At 70.5% G+C, this 14,967-nt stretch carries 14 protein-coding genes; 7 read left to right on the top strand and 7 right to left on the bottom strand.

Going from position 1 to position 14,967, the window contains the following annotated elements:
- The first annotated feature begins 711 nt into the window (after window positions 1-711).
- The 7 genes from rpmH to CJEDD_RS12205 all read left to right on the top strand — a co-directional run bounded on the left by rpmH (window position 712) and on the right by CJEDD_RS12205 (window position 5,203).
- Entirely contained in the window at window positions 712-849 is a 138-nt protein-coding gene (rpmH, locus tag CJEDD_RS12235) for a 50S ribosomal protein L34 (RefSeq protein WP_042405335.1), read from the top strand.
- 13 nt (window positions 850-862) lie between these two features.
- Entirely contained in the window at window positions 863-1,219 is a 357-nt protein-coding gene (gene rnpA, locus CJEDD_RS12230; protein WP_042405338.1) for a ribonuclease P protein component, read from the top strand.
- Window positions 1,219-1,518: a membrane protein insertion efficiency factor YidD gene (gene yidD / locus CJEDD_RS12225; RefSeq protein ID WP_042405339.1), complete on the top strand. Its 300-nt coding sequence runs from the start codon at window positions 1,219-1,221 to the stop codon at window positions 1,516-1,518. Before rnpA ends, yidD begins: the two co-directional genes overlap by 1 nt.
- 9 nt (window positions 1,519-1,527) lie before the next feature.
- Complete coding sequence (gene yidC / locus CJEDD_RS12220; protein WP_042405342.1) at window positions 1,528-2,508, top strand: membrane protein insertase YidC; 981 nt, start codon at window positions 1,528-1,530, stop codon at window positions 2,506-2,508.
- An 81-nt stretch (window positions 2,509-2,589) separates the two neighbouring features.
- Entirely contained in the window at window positions 2,590-3,222 is a 633-nt protein-coding gene (gene rsmG, locus CJEDD_RS12215) for a 16S rRNA (guanine(527)-N(7))-methyltransferase RsmG (RefSeq protein ID WP_042405344.1), read from the top strand.
- A complete protein-coding gene (locus tag CJEDD_RS12210; protein WP_042405346.1) occupies window positions 3,223-4,161 on the top strand; it encodes a ParA family protein in 939 nt (312 codons plus the stop codon).
- Between the two features lie 4 nt (window positions 4,162-4,165).
- Window positions 4,166-5,203: a ParB/RepB/Spo0J family partition protein gene (locus CJEDD_RS12205; protein ID WP_042405348.1), complete on the top strand. Its 1,038-nt coding sequence runs from the start codon at window positions 4,166-4,168 to the stop codon at window positions 5,201-5,203.
- On the opposite strand, the gene CJEDD_RS12200 is transcribed toward CJEDD_RS12205, so the two are convergent.
- The 7 genes from CJEDD_RS12200 to CJEDD_RS12170 all read right to left on the bottom strand — a co-directional run bounded on the left by CJEDD_RS12200 (window position 5,204) and on the right by CJEDD_RS12170 (window position 14,890).
- Window positions 5,204-6,325, bottom strand: coding sequence for an N-acetylmuramoyl-L-alanine amidase (locus CJEDD_RS12200; protein WP_042405350.1), 1,122 nt, complete (start codon window positions 6,323-6,325; stop codon window positions 5,204-5,206).
- A gap of 90 nt (window positions 6,326-6,415) precedes the next feature.
- The gene (gene trxA / locus CJEDD_RS12195) at window positions 6,416-6,745 is read right to left on the bottom strand and encodes a thioredoxin (RefSeq protein WP_042405352.1); all 330 of its coding nucleotides are present in this window, start codon (window positions 6,743-6,745) and stop codon (window positions 6,416-6,418) included.
- Between the two features lie 18 nt (window positions 6,746-6,763).
- Complete coding sequence (trxB, locus tag CJEDD_RS12190; RefSeq protein WP_081764471.1) at window positions 6,764-7,759, bottom strand: thioredoxin-disulfide reductase; 996 nt, start codon at window positions 7,757-7,759, stop codon at window positions 6,764-6,766.
- A gap of 11 nt (window positions 7,760-7,770) precedes the next feature.
- Window positions 7,771-8,337, bottom strand: coding sequence for a sigma-70 family RNA polymerase sigma factor (locus tag CJEDD_RS12185; RefSeq protein WP_042405355.1), 567 nt, complete (start codon window positions 8,335-8,337; stop codon window positions 7,771-7,773).
- A gap of 72 nt (window positions 8,338-8,409) precedes the next feature.
- Window positions 8,410-11,709 carry a murein biosynthesis integral membrane protein MurJ gene (murJ, locus tag CJEDD_RS12180; protein ID WP_052333716.1) on the bottom strand — a complete coding sequence of 1,100 codons (3,300 nt, stop codon included), beginning with the start codon at window positions 11,707-11,709 and terminating at the stop codon, window positions 8,410-8,412.
- Window positions 11,706-14,153: a hypothetical protein gene (locus tag CJEDD_RS12175; protein WP_273657551.1), complete on the bottom strand. Its 2,448-nt coding sequence runs from the start codon at window positions 14,151-14,153 to the stop codon at window positions 11,706-11,708. The genes murJ and CJEDD_RS12175 overlap by 4 nt, the downstream gene beginning before the upstream one ends.
- On the bottom strand, window positions 14,150-14,890 hold the full coding sequence (locus CJEDD_RS12170; RefSeq protein ID WP_415857864.1) for an NUDIX hydrolase: 741 nt from the start codon (window positions 14,888-14,890) through the stop codon (window positions 14,150-14,152). The genes CJEDD_RS12175 and CJEDD_RS12170 overlap by 4 nt, the downstream gene beginning before the upstream one ends.
- Window positions 14,891-14,967 lie beyond the last annotated feature (77 nt).

Raw genomic sequence — 14,967 nt, 5'->3', positions numbered from 1 at the left:
CGCCCGCTCCTTTTCGCTTCTTCCGCCCGTTCCACACTCGCTGGGGAGTCGGGGGCGGGGCACTACCTGCTGTTCCACAATGTTATCCACAGGTGTGGACAGGTCGCGGGGCGGCGTTGTCCACAGGCTGCACACCGGCTGTGGAAAACTATGCGCCGCGGTAGATAACTCCCCTGCCAGCGGAAATACGCCGACTCGCGGGAAAGTCTCAACCGAAACTTCACAGTTATCCACAGGCCTGTGCGGGCCGAGAGTGTGAGATTGTGGTGATTGCATCATTGTTACCCGCTCCGTGCACGGCCTGTCTAAATTTCGGCGGCGCCCGGGGCTGTGGATAACTCGGCGCTTCGAACACGCGTCCAGGTTCTCCCAGCAGTTTCGCAGGAAACGTCGGCGTTTCGCGGCGCCACCTGCGCAAAAACACAGTCGTGTAATTCCGGGGGTACCCGTCCGACAGGCGTCGCAAAGCAACGCTCGGATTTGGCCCGGCGGGCGGAATTCGCGTAGTCTGAAGCTCGTCTTTACGTCAGCCTGGCTGGCGTACTTCAGAGAGCACCGCCCCCGCCGGGCCCCGGGCCGCCTCGCGGCGAGCTGGCGAAGGCGCTGCACGCGAACCGCGCTCCGCAGGAGCCGAACCGCATCTCACCTGAAACGTTCATCTTTGGAACGGCCCCCGGGAGGCCCGTTCTTCGACCCCTCAAGGAGTCCACCGTGTCCAAGCGGACTTACCAGCCGAACAACCGCCGCCGCGCCCGTAAGCACGGCTTCCGCGCGCGTATGCAGACCCGCGCCGGCCGCGCCATCGTGTCCGCGCGCCGCAAGAAGGGCCGCGCGAAGCTCACCGCATAGTCGCGTAACCGACGTGCTCCCCCGCCCGCACAAACTCACCTCGTCCGCCGACTTCAAAGCGGCGATGAAGGAGGGTGTGCGCGCGGGGTCTCGTACGTTAATGGTCCATGTGCGAACCCGCCCGGACGTGGCCGTCGAGGGCGGGCCGCGCTTCGGCCTCGTGGTATCCAAGCAGGTGGGCAACGCGGTGACGCGGCATGCCGTGTCGCGCAAGCTGCGCAACGTGGTGCTCCAGCGGGGGGTCGCGGCAACGCTGCCGCGCAACGTGGACTGCGTTATCCGTGCGCTACCCCCCGCGGCGGGAGCGACGAGCGACGAGCTCGCCCGCGACCTGCGCAAAGCGCTGGGTAAGGCGCAGGGAACGCGCTGATGGCCTACGTCAACTTCGCCGGCGGCGAGATCCCCGAGGCGAAGGGGCCGGCCGCGAAAGCGCTGGTCGGGCTCATCCGCGGTTACCAAAAGTATGTCTCACCCCTTAAGATGGGCGGGACCTGTCGTTTTCTGCCAGTATGCAGTGCGTATGCGCTGGAGGCCGTGTCGCGGCACGGCGCGGTCCGCGGCGGGCTCATGGCCACCGCCAGGCTGTGCAAGTGCGGCCCCTGGCACCCCGGGGGCTACGACCCGGTGCCGGGAAGCATCTCGGGCAGCATCGAAGTGAGTGAGGAGTAACACCGGAACGTGCTGAACTTTATCTATTGGCCGATTTCCTGGGTGCTGAGGTTTTGGCACGAGGTCATCGGCTACGTCATCCCCAAGGACACGGGCGTCGCGTGGATCCTCGCGATCGTGCTGCTGACGTGCACCGTGCGCCTGTTCCTGCTCAAGCCGATGGTGAACCAGATGCGGTCCACCCGCAAGATGCAGGAAATGCAGCCGCGGATGCAGGAGATCCGCGAGAAGTACAAGAACGACCAGCAGAAGATGGCGGAAGAGACGCAGAAGCTCTACCGCGAGATGGGCACCAACCCGCTCGCGTCCTGCATCGTCCCGCTCGTGCAGATGCCGATCTTCATCGGCCTGCTCCACGTGCTGCGCTCGTTTAACCGCACCGGCACATCCGGCGGCGGACTGGGCATGTCCATCGAGGAGAACCGCCAGACCGCCAACTACGCCTTCCCGGCGTCGGACGTGCAGTCCTTCCTCGACGCGAACTTCTTCGGCGTGCCCATCTCGGCGTACATGTCCATGCCGGAGGAGGCCTACGCCGCGTTCACCGGCGCGGAGGACCTCACGCGCGCGAAGATCGTCGCGGTCTGCCTCCCGCTGCTCCTCCTGTGCGCGGTGTTCACGCACTTCAACGCGCGCCTCATGGTCAACCGCCAGCAGGAGCGCCGCGCGTCCGGCAAGGTCGCCGCGCCGACCGGCGAGAACGCCGCGATGATGGAAGCCCAGATGGGCATGATGAACAAGATGATGCTCTGGTTCATGCCGATCATGATCCTGGCCACCGGCATCATCTGGCACGTCGGCCTGCTGTTCTACATGCTCACCAACAACGTGTGGACGTTCTTCCAGACGATCCTCCTCAACAACAAGATGGACAAGGAAGAGGCCGCCGAGGAGGCCCGCAAGGTGGAACTCAAGCGCACCACCGCGCCCGCCCCCGGCGCCCGCAAGGTCGACCGCCGCACCAAGAAGCAGCGCAAGCAAGGCAAGTAGCGGCTGCGTATCGACGCACCTCACGGCCCCGGTCACGTACCGGGGCCGTTTCGCGTCTGGGGGCCGACTAGAGTTGCTGGCATGTCCGACACCACCCCTGCAGCCGTGGCCGGCGTCTTCGGCGACCGCCTCGCCCTCGCCGAGGCCTACCACGAGTCCCTGGCCACGACGGCGGCCGAGCGCGGGTTCATCGGCCCGAAGGAGGTGGAGCGCCTCTGGGAGCGCCACATCCTCAACTGCGCCGTCATCGCGGAGGCGTTCGGGCCGGGCCTCAAGGTCGCCGACATCGGCTCCGGGGCGGGCCTGCCCGGCATCCCACTCGCCATCGCGCGCCCGGACCTCGCCGTCACGCTCATCGAGCCGCTGCTCAAGCGCTCGACGTACCTCGGCGAGGTGGCAGCCGAGCTCGGGCTGGACAACGTCACGGTCGTCCGCGGGCGCGCCGAGGACCAGCAGAAGGGCGCCTTCGACGCGGTGACCTCCCGCGCCGTCGCGCCGCTGGGTAAGCTCGCCGGGTGGTCGCTGCCGCTTGTGAAGGGCGGTGGCGCGATGGTCGCGATGAAGGGCGAGTCCGTGGCCGAGGAGCTCGAGCGCGACCGCCGCGAGATCGAGCGGGCCGGCGGCGCGGACGCGGAGATCCTCACCGTCGGCGGGGACGTGCTGGCGCAGCCGACCACGTTGATCCGAATCGTGCGCAGGAAGAAGGGGGCGTAGATGGAGAACTGGGACGAGACTCCGGTGATGGAGGCGGCGATGCGGGCGGCGCGTGTGTCGTCGAGAAGCGAAACGCTCCCGAAGCCGGACTCGCCGCGCGTGATCACGGTGGCGAACCAGAAGGGCGGCGTGGGCAAGACCACGACGAGTGTGAACCTCGCCGCGAGCCTGTCCCGGCTCGGGCTGAAGGTACTGGTCATCGACCTCGACCCCCAGGGCAACGCCTCGACGGCGCTCGGCGCGGAGCACACCTCCGGCACGACGTCGAGCTACGAGGTGCTCATCGGCGAGGCGGCCGCGGCGGACGCTGTGCAGCAGAACCCGGACAACGAGAACCTCTTCTGCATCCCCGCCACCATCGACCTCGCGGGCGCGGAGATCGAGCTCGTCTCCATGGTGCGCCGCGAGTACCGCCTCCACGACCAGATCCGCCGCGGCTTCCTCGACGAGCACGGGTTCGACTACGTGTTCATCGACTGCCCGCCCTCACTCGGCCTGCTCACCATCAACGCGATGACTGCGGTGGACGAGGTGCTCATCCCCATCCAGTGCGAGTACTACGCGCTCGAGGGCGTGGGCCAGCTGCTGGGCAACATCGGCATGATCCGCGAGCACCTCAACGACAACCTGCACATCTCGGGCATCCTGCTCACGATGTACGACGCGCGCACGAAGCTCGCCTCCGAGGTCGCCGAGGAGGTGCGCGGGCAGTTCGGCCAGGTGGTGCTGAACAACGTCATCCCTCGCTCCGTGAAGGTCTCGGAAGCGCCCGGCTACGGCCAGACCGTCATCGACTACGACCCCGGCTCGCGTGGCGCGCTCGCCTACTTCGACGCGGCGAAAGAGCTGGCCAAGCGCGGCGACTACCAGCCGCACCCCACCACCGGCCCGATCGGCGTGAGCCCCGAAGTCTACGCCCAACTGGATGAAGAGGAGTAACACCATGGCAGAACGCAAAGGCGGCCTCGGCCGCGGACTCGCGGCGCTCATCCCGTCGGCGCCCGCGGACATCGACAAGGAGGGCAAGACCCCGGGCATCGGCGGCGGCGCGTCCGACGTCATCTTCGGCAAGCAGCAGCAGCGTGACGACGCCCCGAAGGCCACCCCCCGCACCGTCAAGGGCGCCCCGACCGTCACCCCGAAGCGCGACAACGTCATGCAGCCCGTGCCGGTGGGCGCGCGCTACCAGGAGATCCCGCTCGGCCAGATCATCCCGAACCCGAAGCAGCCGCGCCAGGTCTTCGACGAAGACGAGCTCGCCGAGCTGGTCCACTCCATCCGCGAGTTCGGCCTGCTCCAGCCCATCGTCGTGCGCGACACGCCGGAGGGATTCGAGCTCATCATGGGCGAGCGCCGCTGGCGCGCCGCGTCGAAGGCGGGTCTGAAGCACATCCCGGCGATCGTGCGCGAGACCTCCGACGAGGACATGCTGCGCGACGCGCTGCTGGAGAACATTCACCGCGTGCAGCTCAACCCGCTCGAGGAGGCCGCCGCCTACCAGCAGCTGCTCGACGAGTTCGGCGTCACCCAGGAGCAACTCGCCGACAAACTCGGCCGCTCGCGCCCCGTGATCACGAACGCGATCCGCCTGCTCAACCTGCCCGTCGGCGTGCAGCGGCGCGTCGCCGCGGGCGTGCTCTCCGCCGGCCACGCGCGCGCCATCCTCGGCGTCAAGCTCGGCGAGGACACCGCCGCGGCCCAGGAGCAGCTCGCCGACCGCATCGTCGCGGAGGGCCTGTCCGTGCGCGCGACCGAGGAGGCCGTCGCGCTCATCAACGCGAACGGGAAGGCGCCGGAGAAGCCGAAGCGCGAGCCGGTGCCGCAGCCGGAGTACCTCTCGCGCGCCGCGGACTCGCTCGCGGACGCGTGGGACACGAAGGTGTCGGTGACCATGGGCAAGCGCAAGGGCAAGATTGTCGTCGAGTTCGGGGACAAGGACGACTTCGAGCGCATCATGGCGCTCATCCAGGGCACCGACTAGCTAGGCGAGCTCCTCGCGCAGGAGCTCGACGAAGGAGTACGTGCCCGTCGGGCGCGTGTCGTGGTCGAGCAGGTAGAGGCGCTTCACGGCCACCACGACCGCCTCGGCGATGGCGTCGCGCTGCGCGGGGTCGGTGAGCACTGCGAGGTCGCCCGGGTTGGTGAGGTAGCCCGCCACGAGCTCCACCGACGGCATCCGGGTCATGCGCAGCATCTCCCAGGTGCGGGCGTGGTTGCGGCAGTTCTGCAGGTCCGTGCGCGCGGCCACCTCGCGCTGGATGTAGCCGGACAGCGTCTCCCCGGTGAGCGAGGAGCTGCCGTGCTCCGAGCCGAAGTAGAACGTGGCCACGCCGTTGGCCTTCTCGTTCGGGTACGAGTCCAGGCGCAGGGAGATGAGCAGATCCGCGTTGAAGCTGTTCGCTAGGTCCGCGCGCTGCTTGTTCGAGGGGTTGTCCCCGCGCGGGCGCGAGAGGATCGTCTCCATCCCGGCGGCGACCATGCGGCCCTCGATGCGCTGGGCGAGGTCCCAGAGGATCTCCTCCTCCGTGATCGGCCCGTACGGCCCGTGCACCACGCGGCCGCGATCCGCGCCGCCGAGGTCCGGGTCGATGACCACGCGCTTGCCGGCCAGGTTCGGCCCGGCCTGGCGCACGGTCTCGCGCTCGCGGATCGCCTGCGCGGACCCGCCGGTGATGCGCCGGCCGAGCAGCGACAGCGCGTGCAGCGTGTCGGGGCCGCACACGCCGTCATCCTCTAAACCGCTGTTGAGCTGGTAGTTCATCAGCGACTCGTGGGTGCGGGGGCCGAATCGGCCGTCCACACGGTGCGGGTAGAAGCCGAGCTCGTGAAGCTGGGACTGCAGTTGCGCCACGTCGTCGCCCACAATCTCCTGGCCGGGCTGGTAGCTCAGCACGCGCGCGCCGAGCGTGTACGAGGCCTCGCGCAGCTCGCGCAGTGTGGCGTCGTCGATGGAGCCGGTGGGGACGATGCCGCGCGACTGCTGGAAGGCTTTGACGGCCTCGCACAGGATGTCGTCGTAACGCATCTCGTCCCGGGTGAACTGGCGGTGCGGGTCGATCTGCCCTTCGTAGCCGTCGATGAGGCCCAGGCGGGCGAGCGACATCCGGACCTCAGCGACCCGCGCTGATGAGTCGCCAACGTGCAGCGAGTCTCGCACAAGTGGCCTTTCTCTCGGGAACGGACAGGGGACAGTTTACGCGCCGAGCTGCGCCTGGATCCGCGACGCGATCTCGGGCTTCGGACGCAGGCCCACGAACTCGTCGACCTTCTGGCCGCCGTTGAACAGCAGGACGGTCGGGATGGACAAGACCTGGAACAGGGCGCCGAGCTCGCGCTCCTCGTCCAAGTTCACCTTGGCCACCTTGATCTGGCCGTCCATCTCCTCCGCAATCTCGTCGATGATCGGCGAGAGCTGCTGGCACGGGCCACACCACTCCGCCCAGAAGTCCACGACCACCGGGATATCGGAGTCGACGACCTCGGATTTAAACGTAGCTTGCGTCACATCAATAGGTGCGTTCATGCGCCCATGCTACAGCGTTTACAGGTCAGCCAAATAATGCTGCGCGTCGAGCGCCGCGCGGCAGCCCGACCCGGCCGCCGTAATGGCCTGGCGGTACGTCTTGTCCACGAGGTCGCCGCAGGCGAAGACGCCCTCGACGCTCGTGCGTGTCGACGGCTCCGCCACCTCCACGTAGCCGGCCTCGTCCACGGCGACCTGCCCCTCGAGGAACCCGGAGCGCGGGTCGTGCCCGATGGCGACGAAGAGCGCCGTCGCGTCGAGCACCGACTGCTCGCCGGTGGCCACATTGAGCACGTTCAGCCCGGCGACCTTGCCACCCTCGTCCACCACGGACTCGACGACGGTGTCAGTGAGGAACTCGATCTTCTCGTTCTCCTTCGCCCGCTCGAGCATGATGCGCGAGGCGCGGAAGTTCTCCGAGCGGTGGATGAGCGTGACCTTCGACCCGAACTTGGTGAGGAAGGTGGCCTCCTCCATCGCCGAGTCCCCGCCGCCGACGACGGCGATGTGCTGGTCCTTGAAGAAGAAGCCGTCGCAGGTCGCGCACGTGGACACGCCGCGGCCGGTCAGCTCCGCCTCGCCCGGGATACCGAGGTGGCGCGGCGCGGCCCCGGTGGCGAGGATGACGGCCTTCGCCCGGAACTCCACGCCGTCGACGACGACCTTCTTCACGTCGCCGGAGAAGTCAACCGAGTCCACGAGCTCCGCGCGCAAGTCCGCGCCGAACTTCTCGGCCTGCGCGCGCATGTTCCCCATGAGCTCCGGGCCCATGATGCCGTCCTCGAAACCGGGGTAGTTCTCTACCTCCGTGGTGTTCATGAGCTCGCCGCCGTACTCGTAGCCCTCGAAGACGAGCGGTTTCAGCTCGGCGCGCGCAGCGTAGAGCGCGGCGGTGTAGCCGGACGGGCCGGAGCCGACGATGATGAGGTCGTGCACGGTGTCCGAGCCGGCGGTCTGCGCCGCGGCGGCGGTCTCCGTGTTCGGGGTGACAAAGTTGAAGCCGGGGGTAGTCATAGCAGCAGATCCTACCGCGCGGGCGTGCACTCCCCCATTGCCGCGGCGACGGCCTCGCGGGCCCGGTAACGGCGCGACTTCACCGTCCCCGGCTGCACCCCGAGCTCCGCGGCGGCGTCGCCGACGCTCATGCCCGCGACGTCGATGAGCCAGAGCGCCTTGCGCTGCGCGGTCGGCAGCGCGCCGAGCGCCTGGCGCATGGCGATGGTGCGCTCCGTCGCCTCCATGGGGTTGTAGGCGAGGTACTTGTTGGCTTCGAGGTCGACGGCGGAAGCGTCGTCGTCAAGACTGCACTGGGTGCCCGGGCGCACGAAGCGGCGCTGGTGGTCGATGGCGGCGTTGACGGTCATGCGGTGCAGCCACGTGGACAGCTTCGCGTCCCCGCGGTAGGTGTGCATGCTGCGCGCGGCCTTGAACAGCGCCTCCTGCACGATGTCCTGTGCGTCGTGCTCGTTGCGCGCGTAGTTTCGCGCCACGTAGTACATGCGCTGGCGGTGCCGGTGCACGATGAGCTTGAAGGCGTGCGGGTCGCCCGCCAGGTGGTCGGCGACGAGCTGCCGGTCGTTGCGGTAATCCATGTGTCCCCCCGTGTGTGTCAGCCCTTATGATGCCCGGGCCCCGGCCCCCGCGCCAGGGCCCGGCTGCACACTTCAGTGGACAACGCCGACGAGCGAGATCTCCTTGACGTCCACCCCGCCGTCGAACGTCACCTCGACCTTCGCCAGGGGCGTCTGCGTCTCGACGTCCGCGCTCACCTGCCCGGCGCGAATCGCCCCGTCCGCCAGCAGCTCGTCGCGCCCGCCGTCGGCTGGGACGCCGGTGACGGTGTAGTTGCCGGTGCCGGAGGCGTCGATAAGCACCTGCTGGAGGGTGAAGGTGGCGCCGTCCGCGGGGGCGAGCTCGAGGGTCGCGCCGTCGGGGGCCGTCCACGCGGTGGAGGTGTCGCCGTCCGCGGCGTCCCGGGCGCGCGGGTCGGTGCCGGCGGTGGCGTCGAGCGGGGCGATGACCGCCGCCTCGGGCGCGGCGGGCGGCTCGTGCGAGTCGCCGGAGACGACGTCGACGAGGTAGGTGGTGAGCAGGCCCACGAGGACCGCCGCGAGCACGGCAACGAGGGTGAGCAGCGTGACGCCGGCCGGGCCGAGGCGGCGCGAGCCGAAGCCGCCGCGCAGCTCGTCCGGGTCGTCGACCTGCTCCTCCACCGGCTCGAGCTCCGGGGCGACGACGACGGGGATTTCGTCCGTCGGCGCGTCCTCGTTTGGCACGGGTAGGTTCGCCGCCTCGTGCAGCGCGCGCTGGATCTCGCGGAAGGCGTCCTGGTCCACGGCGTCTGCCTCGACGAGCGCCCGGGTGCGCGCCGTGATGTCCTCGAGCTCGGTGGAGTTGACGTTGCTCGTGAGCAGCGTGAGCGCGGAGGCGAAGGATTCGGCGTCGGCGTGCGGGGTCGCCTCCGGCAGGACGACGGGGAACGCGAGGCGCACGTGGCCGTCGGTGTCGATGCGCAGCTGCTGGCGGTTGGTCAGACCGAGCGGCACGTTCGCCGCGTGCGCCGTCGCCATCGCCCCGGCGAGCGGGGCGAGCGCGTTGGCCACGGCCTCGGTGTGCAGCGTCTGCCCGGACTCGGCGACCGCCTTCACGGAGGAGCCCTCGATCCAGTCCGCCACGACGAGGACGCCGGAGCGGTACGAGAGGATCTCGATGTGCTCCGCCGCGGCGGGCAGGTGGAGGTTGGCCAGCTTCCGGGTACGCCGCGCCACGCCGGCGGCCTGCACGGCGGCCTCGCGCGGGGTGGCCGGGGCCATGGGCGCGGAGCCGGTCGTGTCCACGAACGTGAGCGCTACGTCGCGCCCCGTCGCGGTTTCGCGCGCCTGCCAGAAGCGGGCGCTGGCGGCCGCGCCGTGGTCTCGGATGAGGCGGAAGCGCCCGTCCGACACGCTCGCGCCCGGCACGAGCCGCGGCCCGCGCACGACGCCCGCGGACATCGGCGGCGGCACCGGGGAGGCGTTGAAGGTGTCGGCGCTGAGGAACTGGGCGGAGACGTCGCGCGGGTCCACCTCGCCGATCTGGAGCGCCGCGTCGGCGTCCGGGCGGATGATCCGGCTCATGCCCGGGATGCGCTGCATGGCGTGGCCGAGGTTTTGCACCTCGGGCAGGCCGGAGCGCGCGAGCACGAGGCCGGTGACGATGAGGAAGAGGATGCCGAGCGCCGCCACCTCGATGAGGCTGCCCAGGCTGGGCGCGCCGATGAGGCGGCCGAAGGCTTCGGGCAGGCGCAGGCCGGCGGCGTCGCGAAGCAGCCAGCGCACGGCGAGCACCGCTGCGACGCCGATGAGCGACGCGCCCGCCGCCCACACGCAGGTGCGCAGCACCTCGCGGGCCTGCAGCGTGCCCAGCTTGCGGCGCAGCAGCAGCGCGCCGATGATCGCGCCGGCGACGAAGCCGAAGCCGTTCGCGGCGCCGAGGAGCACGACGACGTGCTGCGGGGCGCGCGCGATGTGCGGGGCGAGCAGCGACAGCGCCACCTTCGTGATGGTGATGCCGGCGATGATGAACGTCGGCGTCCACGCCTCCTCGCGCGCGTAGAAGACGCGCAGGTGGAGCATGACGAGCGCGTACGGGATGAGCGTGAACGCCGCCGCGCTCACCGTGAGGCCGAGGGTGTACGCCGCCTCCGGGCTGAACGCGCCGTACGCGAACAGCGCGCGGCCGATGTCCGGGCCGAACGCCGCCATGAACACGATGATCGGGATGAGCGCGATGAACGTGAGCTTCGTGCCCATCGTGAGGTCGTCGACCACGGCCTTGTCGTCGCCGTCGGCGGCGTTGCGCGACAGCCGCGGCATGATCGCGGTGAGCAGCGTGACGCCTACGATGCCGTACGGCATCTGCAGCAGCATCCAGTGCTGCTGGTAGATGATCGGCGCGTCCGCGTCCGCGTTCGCCGCGATGCGGGTGGTGATGATGTAGCCGAGCTGGCTAATGGCCACGTACGTGATGATCGCAAGTGCCATGCCGCCGAACTGCTTGAGGCGCTCGTCGATGCCCCACAGCGGCCGCAGGTCGATGCCCAGCTTGCGCAGCGCGGGCAGCATGATGAGGCACTGCACCACGACGCCGAGCGTCGTGCCCAGGCCGAGCAGCAGGATGTGCGGGTTGCTTATCGACGCGGGAGCCGCCGGGTTCAACTGCCCCGGCATCGCCATGTACGCGACGAGCACGCCGATGGAGACGAGGTTGTTCGCCACCGGCGCCCACGCGCCCGGCCGGAAGTGCTCCTTCGTGTTGAGCACCGCCATAAACAGCGAGAACATGCCGTAGAAGAAGATCTGGGGCAGCAGCAGGTAGGCGAACGACGTGGTCTGCACGAGGTTCACCTTCGAGTCCTCGTCCACCATCATCTCCGCGAGCCACGGCGCGGCGGCGACCGCGGCGACCGTGACCACCGTCATGAGCGTGAGCGTGAGCGTGAACAGGCGGCGGATGAACGCGGCGCCGTGGTCCGCGTCCTCTTTTTCCGCGCGCACGAGCACTGGCACCACGAGCGCGGTGAGCACCGAGCCGAGCACGATCTCCGTGATGAGGTTCGGCAGCGTGTTCGCGGTGTTGAACGCCGAGGCGACCGCGCCACCGAGCGCCGCGCCGATGAGCACGGTGCGGATGAAGCCGGTGATGCGCGAGATGAGCGTCGCGATCGCCATCGAGCCGGTGGCGCGCACGACGTTGTCCGTCTGCTCCGCCTGCTCCACCTCCTCCACGACGGGCGCCTGCCCCGCCGCGACGGTGTCCGCCACCGGCGGCGGGGCGATGGTCTCGCCCTTCGGGCTGGTGGTGAGCAGCGACTTGTCGGGCGCGCCGTCGTCAGCGTGCCGCGGCGCCTTCTGCGCGCGCGGCTGGGGCACCGGCGCCGGCGGTGCGGGGGCGACGATGCGTCGCCGCAGGCCCTCCTGGGTCACGTCCTTCTCCGTTCACGTTGTTGGGTTGCTTCTTGCCGCTGCTCCCGCGGCGGGCCCCGCCTTCCCCGCACGAGCGCGAGGACGGCGAGCGCCGCGAGCACCGCCGCGCCCGCGACGAGCCAGCCGCCCGCCGTGACACCCGAGGTGCGCACCGCGATCTCCACGGGCTGCGAGATCGGCTGCCCGGACGCGCTGGTGAGGTAGAGCTGCAGCTGCGAGCCGCGGCCCGTCTCCGGCAGGTCCGCCGTCATCTGCACCGTCACGGAGCCGCGCGCCGGGACCTTGAGCATGCCGGGCACGTTGAGGCGCGCGCCCTGCGGGCCGGAGTAGCCGATCCGCGTCTCCACCGGCAGTGGCAGCCCGTTGCGGGCCACGATGAGCAGCGGGCTCGACGCGGAGGTGCGGGTGTAGACGTTGCCGGGCGGGATGAGCGTGACCGCCGAGCGCAGCTCGTTGAGCGCGGCGCGGCTGCCGGCGAGGCGGGCGCTGGTGGCGGACACGTTGTCGTCGTAACGCAAGCGCGCGCGGCGGGTACCCACCGTGAGCGCGGTGAGGAGGTCCCGGCGCAGCGGGAGCGTGAAGCCGTAGCGGGTGAGCGCGATGGCGGGGTCCGGGACCATGAGCGCGGTGAGGTCGTTGATGAACGCGGCCTGCTGCGTGACCTGCAGGATCTCCGCGTCGGTGTACGCCGCCGGGTCGACGACGTCCGCCGGCTCGGCGGGCTGCACGTCGGCGGGCGCGCGCAGGTAGTCCCCGAGCGAGACCGCGCGCGAGGCGCCGGAGGCGAGCAGGTCCGCGACCGCGCCGAGCACCACGGCGGCGGTGTCCGCGTCCCACGTCGCGGGTGGGGCGACGAACACTGGCGCCGGCTCTGGCTCTGGCTCGGCCTCGGTCTCCGGCGCGTCGGCCGGCGCCCACGCGGACTGCGCGGCGAGGCGCACCGCCGCCGCCGCGCTCACGTCGCGCGCCGCCTTCGAGTCCTCGCTGTAGTCGAAGCGCAGGTCGGTGTTCGAGGTGCCCGTCGTCTCCGGGGCCTGCCCCGTCGCGGCGAGGATGGTGGCCAGCGAGTCCTGGTAGCCCACCTGCATCACGCCCGGCGCGAGCCAGCCGAAACTGTGCGGCTCGCCCGCCGCGAGCACCTGCACGGGGTGCGTCGGCGCAGGGGCGGCGGCCCCGGCGAGGTCCGCGAGCTCCGCGCGGTCGAGCGCGCTCTCGGACGTCCCGGCGCCCTCGGGCGTGTCCTCGTCCGCGGCGTGGGCGCGCTCCCAGGCGCCCTGCATGCCCTCGTCCATGATGGTCGAGCGCAGGTGGTCCGCCCAGCCGAGTGCGGGCGCCGTGCCGGCCTCGACGTAGCCGGTGCCCGGCACGACGGTGTTGAGCGTCCCGGCGGTGCCGAGCACGCGCTCGAGCACGAACGGGCCACGCTCGACCGCCTCGCGCATGAGCCACGGGTCGCCGGTGCGCGCCACGGCGCCGAGGTCCGCGTTCGCCCACGGCAGCGCGACGGTGCAGCCGGTGGCGGCGATGCGGCGCACCTTGTCCAGCCACACCTTCGCGTCGTCCGCCCCCGCGCCGGGCTCGCCGTGCGTGTCGCGGGCGCCGCCCCACGAGTCGCGCAGGCGCTTCGGCTCCTCCACCACGGTGGGGCGCTCGTCGTCGACGGTGTAGCCCCCGGCCATCCGGTCGACGGTGTCCACGAGCGCCGGGTCGAGCGCGACGCACGTGGCGTAGCCGACCTGGGACGCCGCGGCCGCGTCGAGGTATTCGTCGACGAGCCTGCTCAGCCGCCCGTCCGGCGCGAGCTCGCCGGCGAGCGTCTCGCTGGCCAGCACGAGCGGCGGGTTCTCCGGCGCCTCGCCGGTCTCGCCGGGCACGATGTCTACCGGGGCGGAGATCGGGTAGAGCGCCGTCATCCCGCCGGCGCGCACGTTGTCGCGCACCCCGCGCACCGCGACGTGGAAGCGGTCGGTGTCGAGGGTGGCGCTTGCGTCGTCGAGAAGCTGGAGCGCGACGGGGTACGTCCCCACCGCCGCGAGGTCGAGCCCGAGGTCCATCTCGAGCTCCGTGGATTCGCCCGGAAGCAGCCGCGTATCGACGTCCTTTCGGCCCCCCACCACGCCGTACTCCCCCACGCCCGCGACGGCGGCGACGCGCTGCTCCCCGAGCGACGCGACCGGCGCGGCCCGGCGCGCGAGCACGGCGAGGCCGTCGAGCGCCTCGTCCGTGCGGTTGGTGACGCGAAGTTTCACGTGAAACGGGTCGTGCGCCGAGACGGCGGCGGGCGCCTCGAGCACCTCGACCGTCGCGCGCTCCCCCTCCCCCGCGCGGACGGCGGGGTTGGACCATTCCTCCGCCACCTCCGCGTTGTCGGGGCTCATCGGAACCGGGGGCACGGCGTAGGCGGACAGGCCCGCGACCGCGAGCACTACCGCGGTCCGCCTCATCGCGGCGTGGCCCTTCCCGCGTCGGCCTCCTTGCGCGCGAGCTCCGGCATCCGGTCGCAGGCGATGCGGGCCAGCTTGCGCTCGTCGGCGTACGCGAGGTGCTCCATGAGGTCGCTCATGGGCACCCACGCCACCTCCGTGACCTCGGGGTCCTCGTCGTTGAACACGCCGTCGACGTAGCGCAGGAGGTTGTGGTGGACCGTCTTGTGGATGCGCACGCCGTCCGAGACGAACCAGTAGTCGATCACGCCGAGCGTGTCAAAGGCCTCGCCGACGATGCCGGTCTCCTCCCACACCTCGCGCTCCGCGGTTTTCCACTGGTGCTCGCCCGGCTCGACGTGGCCCTTCGGCATCGACCACAGCAGCCGCCCGCGCCGGTCTAAGCGGCCGATGAGCGCGACGTAGATCCGGCTCATGTCCACCTTGCCGTCCGGGCCGACGGCCTCCGCCATCCCGGAGACGACGAGCCCGCCGGCGGACGTCTCGTCGCGGGTCTCTATCGAGGAATCGTGCCGGTCCGCGTACTGGTGTTGCCGGCGGTTACCGCCCCCGCGGCCGCGCTGGTTCTTCCCCCGCCGGTTGTTCGGGTTCCCGCCCCGGCGCTTGCGCTTCGGCTGCTCGGCGTTGCCTTGCTTTTGCTGGCCCTGCTTTTGTGACGACGCTTTGCCGCGGCGGCGGCGCGGGCGGCGCTTGCCACCCGATGCGCCGCCGTGCTCCGCGTTCGTGTTGTCACTCATTCGTGTCATGCTATCCGCCGTGGCCCCGGTTGTGGTACTTCCCGCGCGGGGGCGGCGGGTATCGTGTCCAAGGTGAC

Origin of the sequence: Corynebacterium jeddahense (genome assembly GCF_028609865.1) — a bacterium.
Lineage (GTDB): Bacteria > Actinomycetota > Actinomycetes > Mycobacteriales > Mycobacteriaceae > Corynebacterium > Corynebacterium jeddahense.
The sequence above is the reverse complement of the archived record's forward strand: the minus strand, read 5'-3'. Positions and strand labels throughout refer to the sequence as shown.

Excerpts from the sequence above, each read along its gene's own strand:
- yidD (WP_042405339.1), top strand. The coding sequence starts at position 1,219 with ATGGCCTACGTCAACTTCGCCGGCGGCGAGATCCCCGAGGCGAAGGGG.
- rsmG (WP_042405344.1), top strand. The coding sequence starts at position 2,590 with ATGTCCGACACCACCCCTGCAGCCGTGGCCGGCGTCTTCGGCGACCGC.
- CJEDD_RS12210 (WP_042405346.1), top strand. The coding sequence starts at position 3,223 with ATGGAGAACTGGGACGAGACTCCGGTGATGGAGGCGGCGATGCGGGCG.
- CJEDD_RS12205 (WP_042405348.1), top strand. The coding sequence starts at position 4,166 with ATGGCAGAACGCAAAGGCGGCCTCGGCCGCGGACTCGCGGCGCTCATC.
- CJEDD_RS12200 (WP_042405350.1), bottom strand. The coding sequence starts at position 6,325 with ATGTCGCTCGCCCGCCTGGGCCTCATCGACGGCTACGAAGGGCAGATC.
- trxA (WP_042405352.1), bottom strand. The coding sequence starts at position 6,745 with ATGAACGCACCTATTGATGTGACGCAAGCTACGTTTAAATCCGAGGTC.
- trxB (WP_081764471.1), bottom strand. The coding sequence starts at position 7,759 with ATGACTACCCCCGGCTTCAACTTTGTCACCCCGAACACGGAGACCGCC.
- CJEDD_RS12185 (WP_042405355.1), bottom strand. The coding sequence starts at position 8,337 with ATGGATTACCGCAACGACCGGCAGCTCGTCGCCGACCACCTGGCGGGC.
- CJEDD_RS12175 (WP_273657551.1), bottom strand. The coding sequence starts at position 14,153 with ATGAGGCGGACCGCGGTAGTGCTCGCGGTCGCGGGCCTGTCCGCCTAC.
- CJEDD_RS12170 (WP_415857864.1), bottom strand. The coding sequence starts at position 14,890 with ATGAGTGACAACACGAACGCGGAGCACGGCGGCGCATCGGGTGGCAAG.